Source organism: Microbacterium maritypicum (genome assembly GCF_041529975.1).
In the GTDB taxonomy this organism is placed as follows: domain Bacteria; phylum Actinomycetota; class Actinomycetes; order Actinomycetales; family Microbacteriaceae; genus Microbacterium.
Genome location: NZ_CP168030.1, coordinates 2,905,442 through 2,928,847 on the forward strand (window position 1 = coordinate 2,905,442; position 23,406 = coordinate 2,928,847).

Genomic DNA, 23,406 nt, shown 5'->3' on the forward strand with positions numbered 1-23,406 from the left:
GAAAGAGAACGCGTCATGAGACACCGCAGTCCCCTGCTCGCCGCTGCGACCGTGGCCATCGCCCTGGTCGTCACCGGTTGCACCAGCGTCACCGCACAGAACGGGCAATCCGCCCCCACCGGCTCGAAGGACCCGTATGCCGCGCACATCGTGCAGCCGGGCTTCGACGAGGCCGGCGGCAACGTCAACGTCCTGATGTCGAGCGACTTCATGACGCTCGACCCGGGCAACAGCAACTATGTGCAGACCGCGAACGTCGGCCAGCTCTACTACCGCACGCTGACGATGGCGAAGGAGACCGCCGGAGAGCCGCCCACGATCGTCGGCGACCTCGCGACCGATACCGGCACCGCCTCGGAAGACGGCCTCACCTGGACGTACACCCTCAAAGACGGTCTGAAGTACGAGGACGGTACGCCCATCACCGCCGCCGATGTGAAGTACGGCATCGCCCGCACGTTCGCGCGCGACGTCTTCACCCAGGCACCGCAGGAGTTGAACTCCGCTCTCGATGCCGATGACTACAAGGGTCCGTACTCGGGCGGCGGCGATCTGACAGCCGTCGAGACCCCCGACGACAAGACCGTGATCTTCCATCTGAAGCAGCCGAACCCCGACTTCGCCGCACTCGTGTCGCGCTCGAACACGGCGCCGGTCCCGCAGGCGAAGGACACGATGCTCGATTACACGAACCACCCGATCTCTTCGGGCCCGTACATGATCTCCAGCTACGACCGCGGCCGGGAGCTGAAGCTCGTGCGCAACCCCTCCTGGGATCCCGCGACCGACGAGAACCGCACCGCCCTCCCGGACACGTTCACGTTCTCGCTGTCCACCGCGCAGGCGACCATCAGCCAGCAGCTGATCTCGGATGCCGACCCGACCGCGATCACGCTCGACTCGAACGGAGCCCTCCAGGCCTCGGACACGTCACGCCTGACCGAGTCGTCCGTCGCCGACCGCACCGCCTCCGGATTGCTCGGCTGCACCGATGTGCTCAACTTCAACACCGAGACCATCACCGACCCCGACGTGCGCCACGCGCTCGCCCTGGCGATGGACCGTGCGGCGATCCAGGTGCAGTACGGCGGTGCGCGCTTCGGCAAGCTCACCAACTCGTACCTGAACGACTCGCAGGTCGGGTACGTCGCCGAGACCACCGACCTCGACATCGACGGCGCCCCGCAGCTCGACGCCGCCAAGAAGCTGCTCGAGGGCAAGGACGTCCCCGCCTCGCTCACCTACGGCTACTCGAACGCGATCGACCGGTACAAGAACCTGGGCACCGTGCTCCAGCAGAACTTCACCGAGCTCGGCATCGACCTGCAGCTCGTGCCGATCCCCGCCGCGAACTACTACACGGTGCTCGCCAGCGACGAGATGCCCGACATCGCCCGCGCCGGCTGGTGCGGCGGTGCGGCCTCCGGCTCCACCCGGACCACGGTCGACCCCAACATCGGCCCGAGCCTCGACGGAACGACATACGGCTTCAGCAACATCTCGCGCTTCTACGACGAGAAGCTCTCCGGTGACATGTACGAGCTGCGCAACACCAACGGCACCTCCGAAGAGCTGAACACGCGCTGGGCCGAGCTCTACAACGAGGCCATGGAGTCGTACCCGCTCGTGCCGCTCATCCGCACCTTCACCAACAGCGTCGTCGGTTCGAAGATCCACAACGCCCAGGTGGGGTACTTCTTCGGAAGCATCGATCTGTCCACCATCGGCGTCGAGCAGTAACGGCCGACACGACACCTCCGGAAAGGACGGGGCCGACCGCTCGATCGGTCGGCCCCGTACGGGACAGCAATGTTCGGATTCATCATCCGCCGCATGACCGCGCTGGTCATCCTCCTGCTCGTCGTGAGCTTCGTGACGTTCGCCCTGTTCCAGATCGGCCCCGCAGACCCTGCGGCGGCCGCCTGCGGCCAGGAGTGCACCCCTGAACGCATCGACCAGGCGCGCGTCGCCCTGGGCATGGACAAGCCGTTCCTGGTGCAGTACTTCACGTACCTCAGTGGATTCTTCGGCGAACGGCTCATCGGAGCCCCGGGCGCCGAGCAGGTCTGCGCCTGGCCCTGCCTGGGCAAGTCGTTCCAGACCAACGAGAACGTCACCGACGTCATCGTCCGGGCGCTCCCGTACACGATCTCCATCGCGGTCGGCGCTGTCGTGCTGTGGACCGTGATCGGCGTCGGCCTCGGCCTGCTCGCAGCCCTCCGCAAGGGCAGGGCGACGGACAAGATCATCGTCGGTGCCGCATCCGTGGGCGTCTCGCTCCCCGTCCCCGTCACCGGACTCCTGCTCCTCCTCGTGTTCGTGAGCGCGCTGCACTGGCTGCCGTTCACGAGCAATCAGATCTCGTCCCCGTTCGGCCCCACCGGACCCGGGGCGTGGTTCACGAACTACCTGCTCCCCTGGGTCGCGCTGGCCATCCTGTTCAGCGCGCAGTACATCCGCATCACGCGGAACAACATGATCGAGACCTTCGGCGAGGACTACATGCGCACCGCGCGGGCGAAGGGTCTGAGCCCCGGACGGATCACGACCCACGGGGTCCGTGCCGGCATCACTCCGATCATCACGATGCTGGGCCTGGACATCGGCGCCCTGCTCGGCGGTGCCGTCCTGACCGAGCAGATCTTCTCGGTGCCCGGTCTCGGGTTCACGGCGGTGCGGGCAGCCACCTCGGGAGACCTCCCGGTCACCATGGCGATCACGATGCTCGCCGCCTTCTTCATCATCACCGCGAACGTCATCGTCGACCTCGTGTACGCGAGCGTCGACCCGAGAGTGAGAGTCAACTGATGACCACGCCGATCCTCGACATCCGCGATCTGCGGGTGACCTTTCCCACCGACGACGGTCTGGTGCACGCCGTGAACGGCATGGACCTCGTCGTGCAGCGCGGAGAGACCGTCGGCATCGTCGGCGAATCCGGTTCGGGAAAGACCGTGACCAGCCAGACCCTGATGGGGCTCCTCAAAGGGACCAGCGCGAAGGTCACCGGACGAGTGCTCTTCGACGGCACCGATCTGGTACCGCTCAGCGAGAGCGAGATGCGGCCATACCGCGGTCGCAAGATCGGGATGATCTTCCAGGATCCGCTCTCGGCGATGCACCCCTTCTACACGGTGGGTCGGCAGATCGCCGAGGCGTATCGCGTGCACAACAGGGTGAGCGCGAAGGCCGCGAAGGCCCAGGCGATCGAGATGCTGAACCGCGTCGGCATCCCCGATCCGGTCGCACGGTACGACTCTTACCCGCACGAGTTCTCCGGCGGTATGCGGCAGCGGGCGATGATCGCGATGGCCCTCATCTGCGAACCGGAGCTGCTCATCGCCGACGAGCCCACCACGGCGCTCGATGTCACGGTGCAGGCGCAGATCCTCGACCTGATCGGATCGCTCCAGGCGGAGACCGGTTCCGCCGTGATCTTCGTCACGCACGATCTGGGCGTCGTCGCCGAGGTCTGCAAACGCGTCGTCGTCATGTACGGCGGCCAGTGCGTGGAAGAGGCCGGCGTGCACGACCTGTTCTTCCGGACCGCGCACCCCTATGCCCGGGGCCTGCTCGCATCGATGCCCTCGATGGTCGACGAAGCCGGACGCCTCACGCCCATCCCCGGCTTCCCGCCGTCGCTGCTCGACCTCCCGCAGGGGTGCCTCTTCGCCGATCGCTGCCCCGTCGCGGCCCTCGTGCCGGACGACAGATGCCGCACCGAGCGCCCCGGACTCACCCTCGTCGGCTCGGACCACCGCGCACGCTGTCACCTCGCGGAAGTCGACATCCAGACATCCGCGCTCGACCTGCAGGAGGTAGCCCGATGAGCGAGCCGCTGCTGAGCGTCGAGAACCTCGCCAAGCATTTCAGCGTCAGCAAGGGATTCCTGCGCGGGTCCTCGCAGGTGAAAGCGGTGGACGGGGTCTCCTTCACACTCGAACGCGGATCGACGCTGGGGCTGGTCGGCGAATCCGGCTGCGGCAAGTCCACCACCGGACGTCTGCTGATGCGTCTGCTCACCCCCACGTCGGGGCGGATCCTGCTGGACGGCGCCGACGTGTCCCAGCTCCGCGGGTCAGACCTGCAGCAGTTCCGGCGCCGCGTGCAGATGGTGTTCCAGAACCCTTCATCGTCGCTGAACCCGCGGCAGAGCGTCGGCGCGGCGATCGCGGCTCCCCTGCAGGCCCAGGGAATCTCCCCCCAGGAGGGCATGAAGAACCGGGTCGCGGCTCTGATGGACAGGGTGGGGCTGCGGCCGGAGCACTACAACAGGTTCCCCCACGAGTTCTCGGGCGGACAGAAGCAGCGCGTCGGCATCGCCAGGGCACTCGCGTTGGAACCCGACATCCTGGTCTGCGACGAGCCGGTGTCGGCTCTCGACGTCTCGGTGCAGGCGCAGGTCATCAACCTGCTGCAGGACATCCAGGCCGACACCGGCATCTCCTACGTGTTCATCGCGCACGATCTGTCCGTCGTCAAGCACTTCGCCGACGAGGTCGCCGTGATGTACCTCGGGCGCATCATGGAGCACGGCACCAGGGATGCCGTGTTCGGCGCCCCGCAGCACCCGTACACGCAGTCGCTGCTGTCCTCCGTTCCGAGCCCCGATCCCACCGCCGACCGCAGTCGACGGATCCGTCTCGTCGGAGACCTCCCCCACCCGTCGAACCCGCCCAGCGGCTGCGTGTTCCGCACGCGATGCCCCGTGCTCCCGCTCCTCGACGAGGAACGGCGTCGGCAGTGCGTGGAGCAGGTTCCCACCGGCGATGCCGCGTGCCATCATCTGGCTGAAGCCGCCGACCTCGCGTCGCGGCTCGGCGCCCCCGAAGAAAGGAAAGTCCATGCTGATTCGTGACGTGCGCCCCTGGGGCGGCTCCGCCTCCGATGTCCTGATCGAGGACGGTCGCATCACCCGGATCCTCCCCCATGAGGCGACGCCGGCGTCCGGTGATGACGTCGACGGACGTGGGCGGCTTCTGCTGCCCTCCTTCAGCGATGTCCACGTGCACCTGGATTCGACCCGGATCGGACTGCCGTTCCGTGAGCACACCGGTGCTCCCGGGGTCTGGGGCATGATGATGAACGACCGCGAGAACTGGCGCAACGCCGAGATCGACCTTCCCACGCGGGTGGCCGGCACCCTCGAACGCATGATCGCGCGGGGCACGACCCGCGTCCGCTCCTACGCGCAGGTCGACGTCGACTGCAAGCTCGAGAAGTTCGACGCGGTGATCGCGGCGAAGGAGAAGTTCGCCGCGCACGCCGACGTCCAGGTCATGACCTTCCCCCAGGCCGGCATCCTCCGCGAGGAGGGCACGGTCGCGTACCTGGAGGAGTCTCTCAAGCAGGGAGCGGACGTGATCGGCGGCATCGACCCGTCGCAGCTCGACCGCGACCCCGCCAAGCACCTCGACATCGTTTTCGGTCTCGCCGAGAAGTACCAGGTCGAGGTCGACATCCACCTGCACGAGCCCGGAGCGCTCGGTGTGTTCAGCACCGAGCTCGTGATGGAGCGCACACGCGCACTCGGCATGCAGGGCAAAGTCACGATGTCACACGCCTACGAACTCGGTTCTGTGAACGAGGCCACGAGCCGTCGTCTGATCGAGGAGTTCGCCGAGCTGGACATCTCGATGGCGACGGTGGCCCCCTCGACCAGCAATCACCTGTCCCTGGTGCAGCTCGTCGAAGCGGGCGTGCGGATCGGACTCGGTCAGGACGGCCAGCGCGACTACTGGAGCCCCTATGGCAACACCGACATGCTCGACCGCACCTGGCAGTTGGCCTTCACCAACGGTTTCCGTCGCGACGACCACATCGAGATGGCGCTCGCGGTCGCGACGATGGGTGGGGCGAGCATCATGTCCTCCACCTCACCGCGCCTCACGGGGGTCGAGGACCGACCCGGCCTGGCCGTCGGAGACCGGGCCGACCTGGTCCTGGTCGATGGCGAGACGCCCACCAGCGCGGTGATGGACCGGGGAACCGACCGACTCGTCATCCACGACGGCCGCGTGGTCGCCGACGGCCTTCGTGTCCTCGCGCTCTGAGCGTCGAGGCAGCGAGTTCCGCGATCGCGCCGTCGGGCTCGGCGCAGCTCTGCTGATCGGGCTCAACCTGCGCCCGGCGATCACCTCGGTCGCCGCCCTGCTCGAGCCGACGAGGGCGGCGTTCGACCTCGCACCGGTGCAGCTGAACCTCCTGGCGACGCTGCCGGTGATCGCCTTCGGCATCAGTGCACCGGTCGGGCCGCTGCTCGCCCGCCGCCTCGGTGTGACCAGGGCGCTGATCTGGACCATGGTGGCGCTCGCGGGGTCGCTCGCACTGCGGGTCGTCGTTCCCGGGGGCATGCTCCCGGGAACTTTCCTCGCCGGGGTGTCGATCATGGCTGCGGGGACCTTGCTTCCGCAGTACCTGAAGTCCCTTCGGGCGGGCGGTCTCTGGATCGGCCTGAGCAGCATGTCGTTCAGCGCGGGGGCCGCGCTCGGAGCGGGACTCGCCGTGCCGCTGAGCACGGCGGTCGGCGGGCCCGCGGTGGCGCTCGGGCTCTGGGCCGTGCCCGCTCTGACCGCCGCGGGCGCCATGGTCGGTGTGGCGCTGCGCTCGGAAGCTCCCCCACCGCCGTCGTCTCGGATGGCGCTGCCCCGGTCGGCTCGACCGACCGTCGCGCTGATCACCGCGATGTTCGGCCTCCAGGCGATGCTCTTCTTCGCGGTGGCCTCGTGGCTCCCCCGCATCCTCGGAGATCGCGGTGTGGACGCGCAGACCGCCGGCTGGCTGCTCGCGCTGACCAGCGTCGCGGGCCTCGTGCCGACGCTCGTCGCGCCGATCCTCGCTCGACGTCGCCGCGTTCTGCGGTTGTTCGGTCCGGGCCTGGGCATCGTGATGCTGGCGGCGTTCGTCTGGCTCGCTTCCGGCGACGAGTCGTACATCGCGATCACGGTCGTGCTCGGTGCCGTGCAGAGCGCGACGTTCGGACTCTCCCTCGCACTCATCGTGATGCTCGCCGCCGACGAGGCCTCGGCGGGCCTGCTGTCGGCTATCGCGCAGGGCGTCGGCTACGCGTTCGCCGGCGCGGGGAGCCTCCTCGTCGGCGTCCTCCACGACCTCACCGGCGGCTGGACGGCGAGCCTCGTGTTCATGATCGTGTGTGCCGCGGCGCTCGCCCTCGTCGTGGGGTTCGTGATCCGCTGCCGCCCGGTCGACCTGCAGGCACCGTCGGAGGTGCCTGCACTCCCCCGAGCATGACGAAGGCCGCCCCACACCGTGGGGCGGCCTTCTCAAGAATGTTCTGCGCGATTGAACGCAGGATCGCCTTGCTTTATCGACGCAGGCCGAGACGCTCGATGAGCGACCGGTAGCGGTTGATGTCGATGTCCTGCAGGTAACCCAGCAGGCGACGGCGCTGACCGACGAGCAGGAACAGACCACGACGCGAGTGGTGGTCGTGCTTGTGCTCCTTGAGGTGCTCGGTGAGGTCCTTGATGCGCTGCGTCAGCATTGCGACCTGCACCTCGGGGGATCCGGTGTCACCGGGGTGCGTCGCGTACTCTTCGATGATCGCCTTCTTGACGTCTGCTTCCAGTGCCATAGATTCGATCCCCTCTCTGCTTGTTGCGCGGCGCCCGACGCCTGATGCGAGGGCTCTCTTTATCCGCGGCCGATCGAACGGCAACCTGAAGAGTCTACCAGCCGAGGACACCCTCGCGTGACAACCGCGAGGGGCCGCTCGACCGGCGTCAACTAGGCTCGAACGGTGCAGAAGAAGATCGACGAGTGAGCGGCCGACGCGGTCACCTCATCGACCTCACCCCCCTGAAGACCAGTCCCGCCTTCGCGCGGATGTGGATCGGATCGACGCTCGCGGGCATCGGCGGTCAGTTGACGATCGTCACCGTGATGCTGCATGTGTTCGTGCTGACCGGGAGCACATTCGCCGTGTCCATGATCGCGGTCGCCGGACTCATCCCGATGATCCTCGCCGGCCTGTACGGCGGGATGCTCGCGGACGCATTCGACCGGCGCAGGGTGGCCCTGATCGCGGCGACCATCACGTTCGCCTCGACCGCACTGCTCGCCGCGCTCACGTGGACCGGCACCGAGACCATCTGGTGGCTGTATGCACTCAGCATGATCAACTCCGCCGCGAACTCGGTCGGCATGGCCACGCGCACGGCGATCGTGCCGCGCCTCATCCCCCGCGAGCAGCTGGCGGCGGCATCCGCACTCAACGGCGTCGCATTCGGGCTCACCGTCATGGCCGGCCCCGCGCTGGCGGGCCTGCTCGTGGCCCTCACCGGCTACGGCTGGACCTACACGATCGACGTCGTACTGATGCTGTCGATGTTCCTCGGCCTGTGGACGCTTCCGGTACTGCGCCCTGAGGGCGAGATCGTGCGCCCCGGCCTGGAATCGCTCGTCGACGGCTGGCGCTTCCTGCGCAAGGCGGGCAACATCCGGATGCAGTACATCATCGACATCATCGCGATGACGTTCGGCCAACCCCTCGTCCTCTTCCCCGCCCTCGGCACCGTGCTCCTGGGCGGCGGCGCCGTGACGACCGGAATCCTCACGGCGGCCGTCGCCGTCGGAACCTTCGCGTCGAGCCTGTTCTCCGGGCGCGTCGTCCAGTATCGGTGGCATGGCCGCGGCATCGCGCGGGCCGTCGAAGCGTACGGCGCTTCGATCCTCCTCTTCGGCCTGGTGCTGCTGATCGGGGCGTTCTCTCCGCCCGCCGGCGAGGATGCCCCGAACATCGGCCTGATCGTCGCCGCCTGCGTGGCACTCGCGCTCTCCGGGGCCTCCGACAATGTCAGCTCGATCTACCGCAACACGATGATGCAGGCGGCGGTTCCCGACGCGATGCGCGGTCGCTTGCAGGGACTCTTCGTGGTGGTCGTCGCCGGCGGCCCGCGCGTCGGAGCCCTGTACGCCGGGACTCTCGCCACGCTGACCACCCTGTGGTTCCCGCCGCTGCTCGGCGGCGTCCTGGTGATCGCCCTCGTCGCGATGCTCTCGCGCCGCAACCGCCGATTCCACGACTACGACGCAGAGAACCCCGAGCCCTGACGGACCCGGGGTTCGAGGAACTGCGTGACGGCGTCAGTCCTGCTGCAGCGCGCCCTGCAGGTCGAGGCTGATCGTGATGTCCTTGCCCACGAGCACGCCACCGGTCTCGAGTGCGGCGTTCCACGTGAGACCGAAGTCCTCGCGGTTGATCACGGCCTTGGCAGAAGCGCCCGCCTTGTAGTTGCCGTACGGGTCGGTGCCGAATCCGCCGAAGTCGAGCTCGAAGCTGACCGGCTTGGTGACGCCGCGGATCGTGAGGTCACCGTCGACGAACAGCTCGTCGCCCTTGACGCGCGCGCCGGTGGACACGAACTCCATCGTCGGGAAGTTCTCGGTGTCGAAGAAGTCGGCGGAGCGCAGGTGGGCGTCGCGACCCTCGTCGTTCGTGTCGACCGAGGTGACGTCGACAGAAGCCTCGACCTTGGCCTCGAGCGGGTTCTCGGGGGCGATCAAGGTCGCGCTCTTGACGCCGAAGGTGCCGCGCACCTTGGAGATCATCATGTGGCGGACGCTGAACGTCACCTCGCTGTGCGAGGGGTCGAGCACCCAGGTGCCGGGACGGTAGCCGGGAATGTCGATGCTGGTCATGGTTTCTCCTCCGGAGACATCGGCCGCTGATGCGGCTTCGGACAGGGGCCGCGTTCACCGCGACCTCTGTGACAACTTACATTCATTCGCATATATTCCCCTGAATGCGTATGTTCTTCCGATATACAACAGAGACGCCCCTCCTCCGAGGAGGAAGGGCGTCTCGGCGTACGGGTCGGGCTCAGCCGACAGCGACGAGATCGATGATGAAGATCAGCGTCTTTCCGGAGAGGAAGTGGCCGCCACCGACCGGGCCGTAGGCCAGGTGAGGCGGGATGATCAGCTCACGGCGTCCGCCGACCTTCATGCCGGGGATGCCGTCCTGCCAGCCCTGGATCAGGCCGCGCAGCGGGAACTGGATGGTCTCGCCGCGACCCCAGGACGAGTCGAACTCCTCGCCGGAGTCGAACTCGACGCCGGCGTAGTGCACGGTCACGGTGTCGCCGGGCTTCGCCTCGGCGCCGTCACCCTCGATGATGTCGCGGATGACGAGCTCCGCGGGAGCGGGGGCGCTGGGGGCATCGAACTCAGGCTTTGTGCGATCAGTCATGCCTCCATCAAACCCGAGCCCGCGGGAGGGGTCAACGCGATCGCACCTGCTCACAGCGAACACTTCGACGGGCGCAGCGGCAACAGCCTCTTGACACCCTCCACGGTCGGGTGCACCCTGATTACAGATCAACTCAGCGCCCGGGAGACTCGCAGGCATCGCCGCAGCACCGGGCGCTGAGTCTTGCCACCGCGGGGTCTCCGGGCGTCAATCGAGGTAGCCGACGAGCATCTCCGCGATCTCCGTCGGCCTGCTGAGCATGGCGCAGTGTCCGCCGGGGACCTCGTCGGCGACCACCCCGAGACGCTCTCGGGCGAGGTCGCGGAGGAAGCGCGGCGGGAAGAAGCGATCGTCCGCGAACACGATGACCCGCGTCGGCACATCGGGCCAGACCTTCAGCGGCCACGGGACCTCCATCGCCGCCGAGGACGGATGTGCGCGCTCCTGCCGCAGTGCTTCGTCCGCCAGCTCTCGCGGCACGCCGTTGTAGAAACTCACGTAGGGGTCCTCGTTACCCGTCAGTCCGCCATCGATCGCCGCCTGGGCCTCGGCGGCGGCGAGATAGCCCGACTCGGACCACCACCGCTCCGGCGGCTCACCGGGCGCCGGGATCATCCCCGCGGCCAGCACGAGGAGATCGGCCGACAGTCGCTCGGCGACCAGAGGCGCAGTGAAGGCTCCGAACGAGTGGCCGAGCACGACGACATCGCGTCGTGGCCCCACCTCTGCCACCACGGCGTCCGCGTAGTCCTCCAGAGTGAGGGAATCGTCACCGGCGGGGAGATCGGGGGCGAAGACCTCGTGTCCGCGCGCCACGAGTTCTGCGGCGACCAGATGCCAAGACCACCCGACATCTCCCCCGCCGTGGATCAGGACGAACGTGCTCATCGCGACCGCCTCCTCACAACGAGTATCCCGATGTCGGGCTCAATACGCCAGCAGTGCGGCCCTGGCGGCGCGGGTACGGATCAGCAGCGCACGCTCATCCTCGACGGCGAGCGGATCGCGCCCCGTGATCGCCCGCTGACGGACCGCGGCCAGCGCGGTCGCGTCCTTGATGAACTCGCGCATGATCGGACGCCGGTCACCCCGAAGACCGCGCGCCCAGTTGAGACCCGCCTTGCGTCCGCTCGATGTGGCGAGCATCGTGACCTCTTCGGGCGTGAACCACCCCGCGTTCGCGTACTCGGCGAGGCGCGCACGCGTGAGGCGCGCCTCTTCGCGACGGAGAGCGACGATTCCGAGGATGAAGCCCACGAAGAGCGGCACCTGCAGGGTGAAGTACAGTCCGAAGAAGTCGGCGAAGGTCGCGGACCCGTTCCAGAGTGCGTGCAGGAGGACCGCTCCGAGCATTCCCAGCAGGCCCGCACCGATCGCGGAGCTCGCCGATCCGTGTCGCCGCGCGACCAGACCGATCGCGAAGCCGGTCACCGCCGTGAACATGGCGTGTGCGAACGGGGACAGGATCGCGCGCACGGCGAAGGTGACGGTGAGCTGCTCGCCACCACCCTCGATCAGGCTGACCGCGAAGTACTGGATGTTCTCGGTGAAGGCGAACCCCGCGCCGACGAGTGCTCCGTACACGACACCGTCCACCGGACCGTCGAAGGCGCGACGGGCGAGCAGGAAGATGAGGAAGACCCCGAGTCCCTTCCAGAACTCCTCGACGATCGGCGCCTGCACCACCGCCGTGAAGGCATCGGAGGTGATGCCGAGCAGGATCGTCAGCCCCACGTCGACGAGCAGAGAGAGCCCCGCAGCCGCCAGTGCGCCCCAAGCGATCGCGAAGAACACCAGGCGCTTCGGCTCCGGTTCCCAGCGGTCGATCATCCGGACGCCGAGGAACACCACGGTCAGCGGGATGAGGGCGAGCACCAAACCGACGACGGAGGCGAAGACACCGAGCGCCCACCCGAAGTAGCCGACCAGGGCGAGCAGCAGGAAGCCCAGGAAACCGAAGAGCCAGAGCGAGATCGTGCGCCCCTTGCGCGTCGGCACCGGCAGCGCGGGCAGCGACTCGGCCGGCGACGGCGCGACCGGAGCAGGCGGTGTGTACGGTGTCGGCTGGGCCAGACGCGAGGCATAGGCCGGCTGTCGCGGGGGTGGCGGCATGTACGGCGAGGGCTGCTGCGGCGGCGGGGGTCCTCCGAAACTCATAGCCAAAGCTTATTGGGAACAAGAGAGACGCCTCGGGTATGGCTGAGTCCTCCACCCGCTCGTCGCCCGGCAGCCGGTAGCGTAGAACCATGCGGTTCGCTCACCTGCGCCGTCCTGACTCCCCGCGCACGGTTCTCGCCGTGGTGCAGGACTCGGACGCCATCCTCGTCTCTGATCTCCTGAACGACGCCCCTGCCACGCTGCAGCACCTGATCGAGGGAGGGGACCCTCTCCTCGAGCGACTGCGCGCCGCGCTGGACGCCGCAGACGCGGAGCGCCATCCGCTCGGTGACTGGACGTTCTCCTCTGCCGTGATCGCTCCCCCGGCCGTGCTCGCCGTCGGCCTCAACTATGCGGCGCACTCCAGCGAGCTGGGCTTGAAGACCGATGCGGCACCGACCGTGTTCACGCTGTGGCCGAATTCGCTCACCGGACACGAACAGACCACCTCCTGGCCGCGATCCCTCAGCGAGGCCGTCGACTACGAGGCCGAGCTCGGCGTGCTCATCGGAACCCCCGCCAAGGACGTCAGCGAGGCGGATGCTCTCTCGCATGTCTGGGGCTACACCGTGGTGAACGACATCACCGCCAGGAACATCCAGTTCTCCGAGGCACAGTGGTCGCGATGCAAGTCGTTCGACGGATTCACCCCGACCGGACCGTTCGCGGTGACCGCGGATGAGATCTCCGACCCGCAGGATCTGCATATCTGGGCGGTCGTGGACGGCCACACGGTTCAGGACGCCAGCACGGACCAGATGGTGCGCTCCGTCGCCAAGCTGATCGCGCACCTCTCGCAGTCACTCACGCTGCTGCCCGGAACCCTCATCTCGACGGGCAGCCCCGGTGGCGCCGGGTATTCGCGGGATCCACAGATCTTCCTGCGCGACCACTCCACCGTGACCGTCGGCATCGACGGCATCGGCGAGCTCACGACGCACTGCCGCATCACCGACTGAGCAGCTCGACGCACGAAGAGGGGGATGGATGCCGCGGCATCCATCCCCCTCTTGTCTTGGCGGGTGGGTCAGACCTCGATGCGGTCCTCCGGCGAGATCACCGGGATCGCCGCGGTGATCGTCTCGAGCCCGGACAGCCGAGCGGGCGAGAGCTGCTTGACGACCTCGTCGCGCGACATCAGACCGGCCTCGACGACCAGGTCCGCGACGCTCCGGTTCGTCAGGAGAGCGGTCTTCGCGAGCGCCGCAGCGGCCGCGTATCCGATGAAGGGCGTCAGGGCGGTGATGACGCCGACCGATGCGCCGACCATCGCGCCGAGACGATCGCGGTTGGCGGTGATGCCGTCGACACAGTTGACGCGCAGCGTCCACATCGCCTGGCGCATCCACGTGATCGACTGGAAGATCGAATGCGCGATGACCGGCTCGAACGCGTTCAGCTGGAGCTGCCCCGCCTCGGCGGCCATGGTCACCGTCATGTCGGCGCCCGCGACGGCGAACGCGACCTGATTGACGACCTCGGGGATGACCGGGTTCACCTTGCCGGGCATGATGCTGGATCCGGCCTGCATCGCGGGCAGGTTGATCTCGCCCAAGCCCGCCTGCGGGCCGGACGAGAGCAGCCGGAGGTCGTTGCAGATCTTCGACAGCTTCATCGCGTTGCGCTTGAGCGTCGAGGAGAACGACATGAACGAGCCGGTGTCGCTGGTGGCCTCGACGAGGTCACCGGCCGTTCGCAGGTCGAGCTGCGTGATCTCTCGCAGGTGCTTGAGCACGGCGGGGGCGTAACCGGGGTGCGTGGTGATGCCGGTGCCGATCGCCGTGGCACCCATGTTGATCTCGAACATGAGCGAGGCGTTCTCGGTCAGCCGCGTGTGGTCGTAGCCGAGAGTCGTGGCGAAGCCGTTGAACTCCTGGCCGAGCGTCATCGGCACGGCGTCCTGCAGCTGGGTGCGACCGACCTTCAGCACGTCGTGGAACTCGCGGGACTTGCCGAGGAACGACAGTCGCAGCAGGTCGAGCTCTTCGAGCAGCGAGCGCAGCGTCAGTGACAGGCCGATCTTCACGGCGGTCGGGTAGACGTCGTTGGTGGACTGGCTGCGGTTGGTGTGATCGATCGGCGACAGGAAGGCGTAATCGCCCTTCTCGCGGCCGGCCAACTCCAGCGCGATGTTGGTGATGACCTCGTTCGCGTTCATGTTCGTCGAGGTACCCGCGCCACCCTGGATGACGCCCACCGTGAACTGCTCGTGGAACTCGCCGTCGATGACGCGCTGCGCGGCACGGTCGATCAGGTCGGCGCGCTCGTGGTCCAGTACCCCGATCTCGCGGTTCGCCCGCGCACTCGCCTGCTTGACCATCGCCAGCCCGACCACGAGGTCCGGATAGACCGAGATGGGCCGTTTCGAGATCGGGAAGTTCGCGTCGGCGCGGGAAGTATGAATCCCCCAGTACGCGTCGACGGGAATCTCCATGCTCCCGAGCGAATCGGTCTCGGTGCGGGTCGGGGTAGGCGCGGCAGAAGCCATGTCACATCCTCGTGGGTCGTGGCGGGTGAGAAGGGTGGGGGATGCTCTCAGTCTACGCCGCTCACCGGCCGGGCTTGCGGGAGAACGCCTCGAGTCGCTGCTCCGGTGTGAGCGCCGCCATCCGCTCGAGCCAGTCCGCGGAGAAGTAGTCCCCGGTCGCGGCCTGCGTCACCGGCACCACCGTGTGCGTGATCGTCTCCGGGTACACGTGCACGAGCTGGAAGGCCTGGGCCGCGTCCATGCCGTTCACCTCGGCCGACGGACGCGCCACGTTCATCGTGTAGCAGGTGGCCGACGAGACACTCACCGGGACGCCGGCGAAGGTGCCCTGCGACGAGTAGTGCAGGTGACCGGCGAGGATGCCACGGACATCGGTTCCGCGGATGACCTCCGCGAGCTCATCCTGATGCCGAAGCTCCAGGATGTCGAAGAGCGGCAGATGGCTCGGGAGCGGTGGATGGTGCATCGCGAGCAGGGTGCCGTGCGGAGCGGGATCCGCGAGCACGTCGGCGAGCCAGGACAGCTGTTCTTCGTCGAGGTCGCCGTGATGCCAGCCGGGAACGCTGGTGTCGAGAGCGATGAGGCGAAGCCCGGCGAGGTCCCAGACACCCGTCACCGGATCCTCCGTCGGCTCCGCATCGAGGAGTCCTGCGCGCAGTGCCGGGCGTTCGTCGTGGTTGCCCGCGACCCAGATGAGCGGAGCGCCCAGCTCGTCCGCCACCGGCTCGACGGCAGCCCTCAGCCGGCGATAAGCGTCGGGCTCACCCAGATCGGCGAGGTCGCCCGTGACGACGATCGCCGACGGATGCGGATGCACGGATCTGATCGCATCGAGCGTTCGGGCGAAATTGGCCTCGACGTCGTACTTCCCACCGAGCCGCGCTCCCCCTGCGAGGAAGTGCGGATCACTCACGTGGATCAGCACGTGGCTTGCGGGGTCATGTCGACCGAAGGCGTACGCGTTTCCGGTTCCTGCGGACATGCCAACAGCCTAGGCCTCGACCCTGCGTCGGCATTCGACCTGCCGGCGTCGGGTCAGTGCCCGATGACGAGGAGCAGGATGCCGGCGACCACGGCCGCGGCGCACAGCGCGAAGCATCCGTACGCACCGAAGAGCGCAACCCGCTTCTGCCCCTCGGTGAGCGGGCTCTTCCGCGCCGCCTTCGCCGCCTGCTTCTCGGCGCGCTTCATCTCCTTCTCGGAGATCACGGTGATCGCATCCGTGAACTCGGCGGGGCTCACCACCGGGGCCCGACCGCTGCGCACCAGCAGACGAAGACCGAGGGCGTAGAAGGTGACGATGGCCGCCGCGCCGATCAGTGCTGCGAGGAACACCTGGAGGAACGCGATCCAGTCGATGACGACGTTCATTCCGAGTCCCCGTTCCGGTTCGCGTCCGAGTTCTTCGATGAGGAGGCGGATTTGGCACCCTTGACGCTCGCCTTGGCCTGAGCCTTCTTCTTCGCCTTGGCCTCCGCGTCCTTCTTCGCCTGGGCCTTCACCTTCTCACGGGCCTCGGCACGGGCCTTCGCCTCGGCCTTGGCCAGCTCGATACGCTGCTGACGACGCGTCGGCGGCGGCGTGTCCGGGAGCTCGATGGCCATCCCGGATTCGGCGACGTCACTCATGGCGTTCGCGGATGTGACGGCGTTGCGGCGCGAACGCATGAACAGTCCGAGGATGATCACGACGGCGATGACAGCGTCGATCGCCACGCCCCAGTTGCCGAGCCAGACGACGAGAAGCGCCGCCAGAGCGCCCACGGCTCCCGCTGCGGGAAGCGTGAGCAGCCAGCCGACGCCGATACGACCCGCCGTCCGCCAGCGGACCGTGGAGCCTCGGCGACCGAGGCCGGAGCCGATCACGGAGCCCGAGGCCACCTGCGTGGTCGAGAGCGCGAAGCCGAGCGCACTGGAGGCCAGGATCGTCGCTGCCGTCGAGCTCTCCGCCGCGAAGCCCTGCGCGGGCTTCACATCGGTGAGCCCCTTGCCGAGGGTGCGGATGATTCGCCAGCCACCGAGATACGTGCCGAGCGCGATCGTGAAGGCGCAGGCGACGATCACCCAGAGCTGCGGTTCGTGGTGCACGCCGGACTGCCAGCCGATGGTGATCAGAGCGAGGGTGATGACACCCATCGTCTTCTGCGCGTCGTTGGTGCCGTGCGCGAGTGCGACCAGCGAGGACGTGAAGATCTGCCCCCAGCGGAAACCGTCGCGACCGTCGGGCTTGCCGTCATAACGTCGCGTGATCGAGTAGGCGATCTTCGTCGCCGCGAAGGCGATGAGCCCCGCGGTGACGGGGGCGATGAGCGCAGGGAGCACGATCTTCGAGAGCACCATGCCGAAGTCGATGCCGCCGAGCCCCGCACCGACCAGGGTCGCGCCGATCAGGCCGCCGAACAGCGCGTGCGATGAGCTCGACGGAAGGCCCAGGAGCCAGGTCAGCATGTTCCAGGTGATGGCGCCGATCAGGCCCGCGAAGATCAGGGACAGGAAGAGGTCCGCCCCCGCGGAGATGATCGCGTCTTCGCGGATGATGCCGCCGGAGATCGTCTTGGAGACCTCGGTGGACAGGAATGCACCCACCAGGTTCAAGACGGCGGCGAGGAGGACGGCGGTCTTGGGCTTGAGCGCACCGGTGGCGATCGGCGTCGCCATGGCATTCGCCGTGTCGTGAAAGCCGTTGGTGAAGTCGAAGAAGAGTGCCAGCGCGATGACAAGCACGACGATGAGGGCTGCGGTTTCCACCGTTCGCTTTCGGTCGTTTGAGGAAGAAGGAGATGTCGACGTGATCGACGTGACGAACGAAGAGTTCACCGTGGGTTTGACTTCCGTTAACCGGCCCCGCTAAATCCTCCCACCCTCCCCCGTGCCGGTCAACTCGACCTGGGATAGCGTGGGACGGTGACTGACGCTCCCCTCGCTGCCCGCCGCTCCACGCTCCGCACGCACCACGGTGACACATTCGACGACCCGTACGAGTGGATGCGGGCGAAGGACTCCGCCGAGGTCATCGCGCACCTCGAGGCGGAGAACGCCCACACCGACGACGAGACGGCGCACCTGGCCGACCTGCGCGAGCGCCTCTTCGAGGAGATCAAGAGTCGCGTGCAGGAGACCGATCTGTCCGTTCCCACCCGGCGCGGAGACTGGTGGTACTACAGCCGCACCGAAGAGGGCGCCCAGTACGGCATCCACTGCCGGGCCGCCGCGGAGCACGACGACTGGACTCCCCCGAGGCTCGAGGCCGGCGTGCCGGTTCCCGGCGAGGTCGTGCTGCTCGACGGGAACGTCGAGGCCGAGGGGCACGAGTTCTTCTCGCTCGGGGCGTTCGACACCTCGGACGACGCGACGAAGCTGCTCTGGTCGACCGACTTCGAAGGCGACGAGCTGTACACGGTGCACGTGCGCGACCTCGTCTCTGGCGAGACCCTCGACGACGAGATCCCGAACACCGGCGGCGCCTTCTTCACCCCGGACGGCACCGGCGTCCTCTACACGACCCGAGATGAAGCCTGGCGGCCCGACACCCTGTGGCTGCACCGCCTCGGCACACCGGTCGCGGACGATGTCCAGCTGTTCCACGAACCCGACGAGAAGTTCTGGCTCGGCGCCGGGATCACCCGCAGCCGCCGGTACCTCGTCATCGGCGTCGGTTCGAGCATCACGAGCGAGGAGTACCTCGTCGATCTGACCGGCGACCTCACCGCGACGCCTCGCCTGGTGTGGCCGCGCCGCGAAGGAGTGGAGTACTCCATCGATCACGCCGTGGTGGACGGCGAGGACAGGCTCTTCATCCTGCACAACGACGGAGCCCTCGACTTCGAACTCGTCTCGGTGGCGGCGTCCGACCCTCAGGGCGAACGGCGCCGGGTCGTCGCCCACGAGGCGGGAAGGCGTCTGCTCGGCATGGATGCGTTCCGCGACTTCGCAACGGTCGAGTACCGCAGCGAGGGACTCGAGCGCGTCGGGCTTCTCGACTACACCACGAACACCGTCGACGAGATCCCCTTCGACGAGCCGCTGTACTCCGCCGGAGTGAGCGGGAACCCGGAGTGGCACTCCCCCTTCCTGCGACTCGGATACACGTCGTTCGTCACGCCCGGCACGGTGTACGACCTCGACCTGTCGAACCGCGAGCTGGTGCTGCGCAAGCAGGTCACCGTACTCGGCGGCTACGACCCGGACGAGTACGGCCAGCGGCGCGAATGGGCGACGGCGTCCGATGGGGTGCGCGTGCCGATCTCCCTCGTGTGGAAGCGCTCATTCGGCGAGCCCGGTGCGGGAGCACGCCCCGTGCATCTCTACGGCTATGGTTCCTACGAGCATTCGATCGACCCCGGGTTCTCGGTCGCGCGACTCTCCGAGCTCGATCGCGGCGTGATCTTCGCGGTCGCTCACGTGCGCGGCGGCGGCGAGATGGGCCGCCAGTGGTACGAAGACGGGAAGCTGCTCAGCAAGCGCAACACCTTCACGGACTTCGTCTCCTGCGGTGAGCACCTGGTCGCGACCGGTGTCACCACGCCGAGCCGACTGGTCGCCGAGGGCGGCAGCGCGGGCGGACTGCTGATGGGCGCCGTCGCCAACCTCGCCCCCGAACTCTTCGCCGGAATCCTCGCCGGAGTTCCGTTCGTCGACGCTCTGACGACGATCCTCGACCCGTCGCTGCCCCTCACCGTGATCGAGTGGGACGAATGGGGCGATCCTCTCCACGACGCCGACGTCTACGAGTACATGAAGTCGTACTCGCCGTACGAGAACGTCCGCGACGGCGTCCAGTACCCCCGCATCCTCGCGGTGACATCACTCAATGACACCCGCGTGCTCTACGTGGAGCCGGCGAAGTGGGTCGCACGTCTGCGCGAGGCCGGTGCCTCCGACGTGCTCCTCAAGTGCGAGATGGTCGCCGGGCACGGCGGCGTGAGCGGCCGCTACAACTCATGGCGGGAGCGCGCCTTCGAGCTCGCCTGGATGCTCGACACCCTCGGCCTCGCCGAGGCCTGAGACGCGACGACGAAGCCCGCCCGTTCGAACGGGCGGGCTCGTCGAGCGGAAGTCTCAGCCGAAGAGTGCGGCGGCCTCGTCGTAGCGGTAGCGCGGGACCGTGTTCAGCTCGCCCAGCGCATCGGCGAACGGCACCCGGACGATGTCGGTGCCCTGCATCGCCACCATCTGGCCCCAGGCTCCGTCGACGAGCGCGTCCGCGGCATGGAGGCCGAGTCGCGTCGCGAGGACCCTGTCGAACGCCGACGGGGAACCACCGCGCTGGATGTGGCCGAGGATCGTGGCGCGCGTCTCGATACCCGTGATGCGCTCGATCTCGGGAGCGAGCAGATCGCCGATGCCACCGAGCCGCGGCCGGTTGAAGGCGTCGAGCCCCTTGTCGCTGTATGCCTCGTCCATTCCGAGGAGCTTGAAGCCTTCGGAGACGACGACCAGGGGCGCGCGGCCGCGGTCGTGGGCGCTGGTCACGAGCTCGGTGATGTCGTCGATCGACATCGGCACCTCGGGGATGCAGATCACGTGGGCGCCGGCGGCCATACCGGCGTGCAGGGCGATCCAGCCGACGTGGCGTCCCATGACCTCGGCGACCATGCACCGCTGGTGGGAGTCGCCCGTGGTGCGAAGCCTGTCCATCGCATCCGTGGCGATGTTCACCGCCGTGTCGAAGCCGAACGAGTAGTCCGTCGCCTGCAGGTCGTTGTCGATCGTCTTGGGGACGCCGATGACCTTGATGCCGTCCTTCGCGAGACGGTCGGCCGCGGCGAGAGTGCCTTCGCCGCCGATCGCGATGATGCCGTCGATCTTGTGCCCGTAGAGGGTCTTGGCGATGTTCTCCGCTCCCCCGCGCTCGCCCTCGTAGGGGTTCGTGCGGCTGGTGCCGAGGATCGTGCCGCCGACCTTGGACAGGCCCTTCACCTCGTGGCGCGTGAGCGGCATGAAGTCTCCGTCGACCAGCCCCCGCCATCCGTCACGGATGCCGACGAACTCCAGGTCGTACGTGGTGGTGCCCTTGAGCACGATGCCGCGGATGACCGCGTTGAGTCCGGGGCAGTCGCCGCCGCTCGTCAGGATGCCGATCTTCATGCTGGTGCCTTCAGACGTTCGGGAGATGGGGGAAAGAGGCGACGCTGCCTTCGATCGACACTAGCGCCCCACGTACCCGGGCGCCATTCGAAGCCGACGAAAACCGTTGATCTTGACACCACAATCCGCCGATATCGACGAACTTCTTGATCCCGAACGTCGAAGAGGCGAAACCGACGTTAAGAACCGGAGTTCTTCACTCTTATGCCGCGCCCAGAGCCTGCCGCAGCAGGTGCATGAGAGCCGCCAGCTGCACGGGTTCTGCGGCCGACTCCTCGACGGCCTCGCCGTCGAGCGCGCGTGCCGCGAGGCCTTGTTTCTGATCGATCAGCTCAGCGATCTTGGTGTCGATCGTGTGCGCGGCGATGATCCGCCACGCCGTGACCGGCTCGTCCTGACCGATGCGGTGCACGCGGTCGATCGCCTGAGTCTGTTCGGCCGCCGTCCAGGACAGCTCTGCGAGGACGACGTTCGACGCCGCCTGCAGGTTCAGGCCGACGCCGGCCGCGGTGAGCGAGCAGACCGCGATCCCCACGGAAGGGTCGCTGTTGAAGTCGTCGATCGCCTGCTGGCGAGTCGTCGAGGTCTGGTCTCCGCGGATCGACACCGACCGGATGCCCACGGCGGCGAAGTGGGCCTCCGCACGGTCCATCACGTCGATGTGCTTCGCGAAGAAGACGACCTTGCCGACAGACCGCTGCAACTGCGCTGCATAGTCCGCCGCGAGCTGCGCCTTGGCCTGGCCGATTCGGCGGACCATCGTGAAGACGTTGTCTCCTCCGGTGCCCGCAGCCTTCGACTCCTCGAGCTCGTTCTGGGCGACGAGGCGGACGATGTCCTCGTCGATCTCCCCGGGCGCCAGTCCACGGTCTCCGCGGGCCTCGATGATGCGACGGTACCGAGCCGCGAGCCGCTCGCCGAGTTCGCGTTCGGCCTGGCGGATGCTCCGTCCGAACTCGTCGTCGAGCTGCACCGGCAGATCGGCGATCAGCTTGTCCGGCAGATCGGCGGCGACGTCCTTCTTCTTGCGTCGCACGATGCCCATCGAGATGACGGCGTCGCGTGCCTCGGGGTAGAACGCCTTGTCGGCCGGGGTGAACCCCGTGGCGTCGAGCTTCTCCATCAGCTCGGGGCCGGGCTTCTCGCCCGTGGTCCACCCCAGGAAGCGCCAGATCGCGTCGAAGTCCTCGACGTCGTTGATCAGCGGCGTGCCGGTGAGGGCGAGCATCAGGGGATCATGCCCCGGCGTGCGCTCACGCACCTGAGCAGCCAGCGAGAGGACGTTCTGGGAGCGCTGCGAAGAGAGGTTCTTGATGAAGTGCGCCTCGTCGACGACCATTCCGCGCAGACCGATCGAGGCCAGCCACGACATGTGCCGATCGAGGATCTCGTAGTTCACGATGAACACGTCGGCGAACGCGTCGATGTCGGTGCCGTCGCCCTGGATGACCGTGGCGCGGCGCTGCGGCGTCCACCGCTCGACCTCGCGCGCCCAGTTCATCTTCACGACGTTGGGCACGACGACGAGCAGCGGGTACGCACCGGCCACCGAGGCGGCCAGCACCGACTGCGCCGTCTTGCCGAGGCCGGGCTCGTCTGCCAGGAGGAAGCTGCGGTGACCCGCCTTCACCGCCTCCAGGAACCGCGACTGATGCACCATGACCTCGAGGCCCTTGGGCGAGATGTGGTCGTACTCCGGCGCCGGCGGCAGATCCATCGACGCAGCGGATCCGCCGGCTCCGGTCTCGAACGCCTTGTACAGCGGGCCCATGAGCTCCCAGCCGTCGAGGCGACGGCGCGGGGTCGCAGCCGGACGCGGCGTGAGATCCGGAGCGAGGAACGGGTTCGCCAGCTGCCGCGACTCGACCGAAGGAGGCGTGACCTGTCGCTCGGCGATCGCCGCGGGAACCGTGGAGATCTGAACGGGTGCGGCATCGGCGATGATCAGCTCCTCGGGAGCGAGCTCCGCTCCCGACTCGAGAAGCCAGTCGCGTCGCATGCGCTTGGCGACCGGCGACGTCGCCTGGTCGGCCTCGAGCAGCTGGATGAGCGACGTGTCGCGCGCGGCAGTCTTGGCGAGGATGGTGGCCACACCGTCGAGGCGCTTCAGCAGCTCAGCGCGTGCCGGGTCACCGATCTCGGCGTCCGCCTTCACTCTGGCGCGCTCCTCGCGCACCAGGAACGCGATCACCTGGAACTTCACCCGGTTCGTCGGGCCGAGCTTCCCGCGCTGCGACTTCGCCTCGATCTCGCGCACCTTGCGCGCCAGGATCGGGATGAGGGGTGCCTCATCGTCGCGACGGGACGTCTTCTTGCGCCGCGTGGCGGCGGTTGCCGTAGTCGGCATGCTCCTCCTGAGCGTGAAGGCTCCGGCTTCCCCATGAAGCCCTGAACCGTTCTCGTTGTCCGCGTGTGGCGTGAGCCAGGACCGTACGAACAGTGGGTCGTCTTCCCGTCGAAGCACG

At 67.7% G+C, this 23,406-nt stretch carries 20 protein-coding genes; 9 read left to right on the forward strand and 11 right to left on the reverse strand.

Going from position 1 to position 23,406, the window contains the following annotated elements; genetic code table 11:
* Nucleotides 1-15: 15 nt before the first annotated feature.
* The 6 genes from ACCO44_RS14130 (at nucleotide 16) to ACCO44_RS14155 (ending at nucleotide 7,251) form a co-directional block, all read left to right on the forward strand.
* Nucleotides 16-1,740 (forward strand): ABC transporter substrate-binding protein, encoded by a 1,725-nt coding sequence (locus ACCO44_RS14130; RefSeq protein WP_262000800.1) that lies wholly within the window; start codon nucleotides 16-18, stop codon nucleotides 1,738-1,740.
* 69 nt (nucleotides 1,741-1,809) lie between these two features.
* Nucleotides 1,810-2,808, forward strand: coding sequence for an ABC transporter permease (locus ACCO44_RS14135; protein ID WP_372467019.1), 999 nt, complete (start codon nucleotides 1,810-1,812; stop codon nucleotides 2,806-2,808).
* Nucleotides 2,808-3,830, forward strand: coding sequence for an ABC transporter ATP-binding protein (locus tag ACCO44_RS14140; RefSeq protein ID WP_105709773.1), 1,023 nt, complete (start codon nucleotides 2,808-2,810; stop codon nucleotides 3,828-3,830). Before ACCO44_RS14135 ends, ACCO44_RS14140 begins: the two co-directional genes overlap by 1 nt.
* Complete coding sequence (locus tag ACCO44_RS14145; protein WP_262000797.1) at nucleotides 3,827-4,858, forward strand: ABC transporter ATP-binding protein; 1,032 nt, start codon at nucleotides 3,827-3,829, stop codon at nucleotides 4,856-4,858. Before ACCO44_RS14140 ends, ACCO44_RS14145 begins: the two co-directional genes overlap by 4 nt.
* A complete protein-coding gene (locus tag ACCO44_RS14150; RefSeq protein ID WP_105709771.1) occupies nucleotides 4,845-6,053 on the forward strand; it encodes an amidohydrolase in 1,209 nt (402 codons plus the stop codon). Before ACCO44_RS14145 ends, ACCO44_RS14150 begins: the two co-directional genes overlap by 14 nt.
* Nucleotides 6,037-7,251: an MFS transporter gene (locus ACCO44_RS14155; protein WP_372467020.1), complete on the forward strand. Its 1,215-nt coding sequence runs from the start codon at nucleotides 6,037-6,039 to the stop codon at nucleotides 7,249-7,251. Before ACCO44_RS14150 ends, ACCO44_RS14155 begins: the two co-directional genes overlap by 17 nt.
* 73 nt (nucleotides 7,252-7,324) lie before the next feature.
* On the opposite strand, the gene rpsO is transcribed toward ACCO44_RS14155, so the two are convergent.
* Nucleotides 7,325-7,594, reverse strand: coding sequence for a 30S ribosomal protein S15 (gene rpsO, locus ACCO44_RS14160; protein WP_005048780.1), 270 nt, complete (start codon nucleotides 7,592-7,594; stop codon nucleotides 7,325-7,327).
* 185 nt (nucleotides 7,595-7,779) lie between these two features.
* Between rpsO and ACCO44_RS14165 the strand changes: the two genes are divergently transcribed.
* A complete protein-coding gene (locus tag ACCO44_RS14165; protein ID WP_105709769.1) occupies nucleotides 7,780-9,072 on the forward strand; it encodes an MFS transporter in 1,293 nt (430 codons plus the stop codon).
* A gap of 33 nt (nucleotides 9,073-9,105) precedes the next feature.
* On the opposite strand, the gene ACCO44_RS14170 is transcribed toward ACCO44_RS14165, so the two are convergent.
* The 4 genes from ACCO44_RS14170 to ACCO44_RS14185 all read right to left on the reverse strand — a co-directional run bounded on the left by ACCO44_RS14170 (nucleotide 9,106) and on the right by ACCO44_RS14185 (nucleotide 12,367).
* Nucleotides 9,106-9,660, reverse strand: coding sequence for a YceI family protein (locus ACCO44_RS14170; RefSeq protein WP_262000794.1), 555 nt, complete (start codon nucleotides 9,658-9,660; stop codon nucleotides 9,106-9,108).
* Nucleotides 9,661-9,841: 181 nt separating this feature from the next.
* Complete coding sequence (locus tag ACCO44_RS14175) at nucleotides 9,842-10,210, reverse strand: FKBP-type peptidyl-prolyl cis-trans isomerase (protein ID WP_029263650.1); 369 nt, start codon at nucleotides 10,208-10,210, stop codon at nucleotides 9,842-9,844.
* A 207-nt stretch (nucleotides 10,211-10,417) separates the two neighbouring features.
* Complete coding sequence (locus ACCO44_RS14180; RefSeq protein WP_372467021.1) at nucleotides 10,418-11,098, reverse strand: alpha/beta fold hydrolase; 681 nt, start codon at nucleotides 11,096-11,098, stop codon at nucleotides 10,418-10,420.
* A gap of 39 nt (nucleotides 11,099-11,137) precedes the next feature.
* Nucleotides 11,138-12,367, reverse strand: coding sequence for a PrsW family intramembrane metalloprotease (locus ACCO44_RS14185; protein WP_372467023.1), 1,230 nt, complete (start codon nucleotides 12,365-12,367; stop codon nucleotides 11,138-11,140).
* An 89-nt stretch (nucleotides 12,368-12,456) separates the two neighbouring features.
* On the opposite strand from ACCO44_RS14185, the gene ACCO44_RS14190 reads away from it, so the two are divergent.
* The gene (locus tag ACCO44_RS14190) at nucleotides 12,457-13,326 is read left to right on the forward strand and encodes a fumarylacetoacetate hydrolase family protein (protein WP_372467025.1); all 870 of its coding nucleotides are present in this window, start codon (nucleotides 12,457-12,459) and stop codon (nucleotides 13,324-13,326) included.
* Nucleotides 13,327-13,394: 68 nt separating this feature from the next.
* Here ACCO44_RS14190 and ACCO44_RS14195 read toward each other — a convergent pair whose 3' ends face one another.
* The 4 genes from ACCO44_RS14195 to ACCO44_RS14210 form a co-directional block, all read right to left on the reverse strand.
* Nucleotides 13,395-14,855 (reverse strand): aspartate ammonia-lyase, encoded by a 1,461-nt coding sequence (locus ACCO44_RS14195; protein WP_372467026.1) that lies wholly within the window; start codon nucleotides 14,853-14,855, stop codon nucleotides 13,395-13,397.
* A 61-nt stretch (nucleotides 14,856-14,916) separates the two neighbouring features.
* Nucleotides 14,917-15,837, reverse strand: coding sequence for a phosphodiesterase (locus ACCO44_RS14200; protein ID WP_262000791.1), 921 nt, complete (start codon nucleotides 15,835-15,837; stop codon nucleotides 14,917-14,919).
* Between the two features lie 53 nt (nucleotides 15,838-15,890).
* Complete coding sequence (locus ACCO44_RS14205; RefSeq protein ID WP_029263656.1) at nucleotides 15,891-16,226, reverse strand: hypothetical protein; 336 nt, start codon at nucleotides 16,224-16,226, stop codon at nucleotides 15,891-15,893.
* On the reverse strand, nucleotides 16,223-17,602 hold the full coding sequence (locus ACCO44_RS14210; RefSeq protein ID WP_105709764.1) for an inorganic phosphate transporter: 1,380 nt from the start codon (nucleotides 17,600-17,602) through the stop codon (nucleotides 16,223-16,225). The genes ACCO44_RS14205 and ACCO44_RS14210 overlap by 4 nt, the downstream gene beginning before the upstream one ends.
* A gap of 156 nt (nucleotides 17,603-17,758) precedes the next feature.
* On the opposite strand from ACCO44_RS14210, the gene ACCO44_RS14215 reads away from it, so the two are divergent.
* Complete coding sequence (locus ACCO44_RS14215; RefSeq protein WP_372467028.1) at nucleotides 17,759-19,858, forward strand: S9 family peptidase; 2,100 nt, start codon at nucleotides 17,759-17,761, stop codon at nucleotides 19,856-19,858.
* Between the two features lie 54 nt (nucleotides 19,859-19,912).
* Here the strand turns inward: ACCO44_RS14215 and ACCO44_RS14220 are convergent, their stop codons facing one another.
* Nucleotides 19,913-20,941 (reverse strand): 6-phosphofructokinase, encoded by a 1,029-nt coding sequence (locus ACCO44_RS14220; RefSeq protein ID WP_029263659.1) that lies wholly within the window; start codon nucleotides 20,939-20,941, stop codon nucleotides 19,913-19,915.
* Between the two features lie 202 nt (nucleotides 20,942-21,143).
* Complete coding sequence (locus ACCO44_RS14225) at nucleotides 21,144-23,288, reverse strand: DEAD/DEAH box helicase (protein ID WP_029263660.1); 2,145 nt, start codon at nucleotides 23,286-23,288, stop codon at nucleotides 21,144-21,146.
* Nucleotides 23,289-23,406 lie beyond the last annotated feature (118 nt).

What these genes read in the sequence shown, in the direction of transcription:
- rpsO (WP_005048780.1), bottom strand. Translation starts at nt 7,594, where the DNA reads ATGGCACTGGAAGCAGACGTCAAGAAGGCGATCATCGAAGAGTACGCG.
- ACCO44_RS14185 (WP_372467023.1), bottom strand. Translation starts at nt 12,367, where the DNA reads ATGAGTTTCGGAGGACCCCCGCCGCCGCAGCAGCCCTCGCCGTACATG.
- ACCO44_RS14150 (WP_105709771.1), top strand. Translation starts at nt 4,845, where the DNA reads ATGCTGATTCGTGACGTGCGCCCCTGGGGCGGCTCCGCCTCCGATGTC.
- ACCO44_RS14130 (WP_262000800.1), top strand. Translation starts at nt 16, where the DNA reads ATGAGACACCGCAGTCCCCTGCTCGCCGCTGCGACCGTGGCCATCGCC.
- ACCO44_RS14175 (WP_029263650.1), bottom strand. Translation starts at nt 10,210, where the DNA reads ATGACTGATCGCACAAAGCCTGAGTTCGATGCCCCCAGCGCCCCCGCT.
- ACCO44_RS14140 (WP_105709773.1), top strand. Translation starts at nt 2,808, where the DNA reads ATGACCACGCCGATCCTCGACATCCGCGATCTGCGGGTGACCTTTCCC.
- ACCO44_RS14170 (WP_262000794.1), bottom strand. Translation starts at nt 9,660, where the DNA reads ATGACCAGCATCGACATTCCCGGCTACCGTCCCGGCACCTGGGTGCTC.
- ACCO44_RS14135 (WP_372467019.1), top strand. Translation starts at nt 1,810, where the DNA reads ATGTTCGGATTCATCATCCGCCGCATGACCGCGCTGGTCATCCTCCTG.
- ACCO44_RS14195 (WP_372467026.1), bottom strand. Translation starts at nt 14,855, where the DNA reads ATGGCTTCTGCCGCGCCTACCCCGACCCGCACCGAGACCGATTCGCTC.
- ACCO44_RS14220 (WP_029263659.1), bottom strand. Translation starts at nt 20,941, where the DNA reads ATGAAGATCGGCATCCTGACGAGCGGCGGCGACTGCCCCGGACTCAAC.
- ACCO44_RS14225 (WP_029263660.1), bottom strand. Translation starts at nt 23,288, where the DNA reads ATGCCGACTACGGCAACCGCCGCCACGCGGCGCAAGAAGACGTCCCGT.
- ACCO44_RS14205 (WP_029263656.1), bottom strand. Translation starts at nt 16,226, where the DNA reads ATGAACGTCGTCATCGACTGGATCGCGTTCCTCCAGGTGTTCCTCGCA.
- ACCO44_RS14190 (WP_372467025.1), top strand. Translation starts at nt 12,457, where the DNA reads ATGCGGTTCGCTCACCTGCGCCGTCCTGACTCCCCGCGCACGGTTCTC.
- ACCO44_RS14200 (WP_262000791.1), bottom strand. Translation starts at nt 15,837, where the DNA reads ATGTCCGCAGGAACCGGAAACGCGTACGCCTTCGGTCGACATGACCCC.
- ACCO44_RS14180 (WP_372467021.1), bottom strand. Translation starts at nt 11,098, where the DNA reads ATGAGCACGTTCGTCCTGATCCACGGCGGGGGAGATGTCGGGTGGTCT.
- ACCO44_RS14145 (WP_262000797.1), top strand. Translation starts at nt 3,827, where the DNA reads ATGAGCGAGCCGCTGCTGAGCGTCGAGAACCTCGCCAAGCATTTCAGC.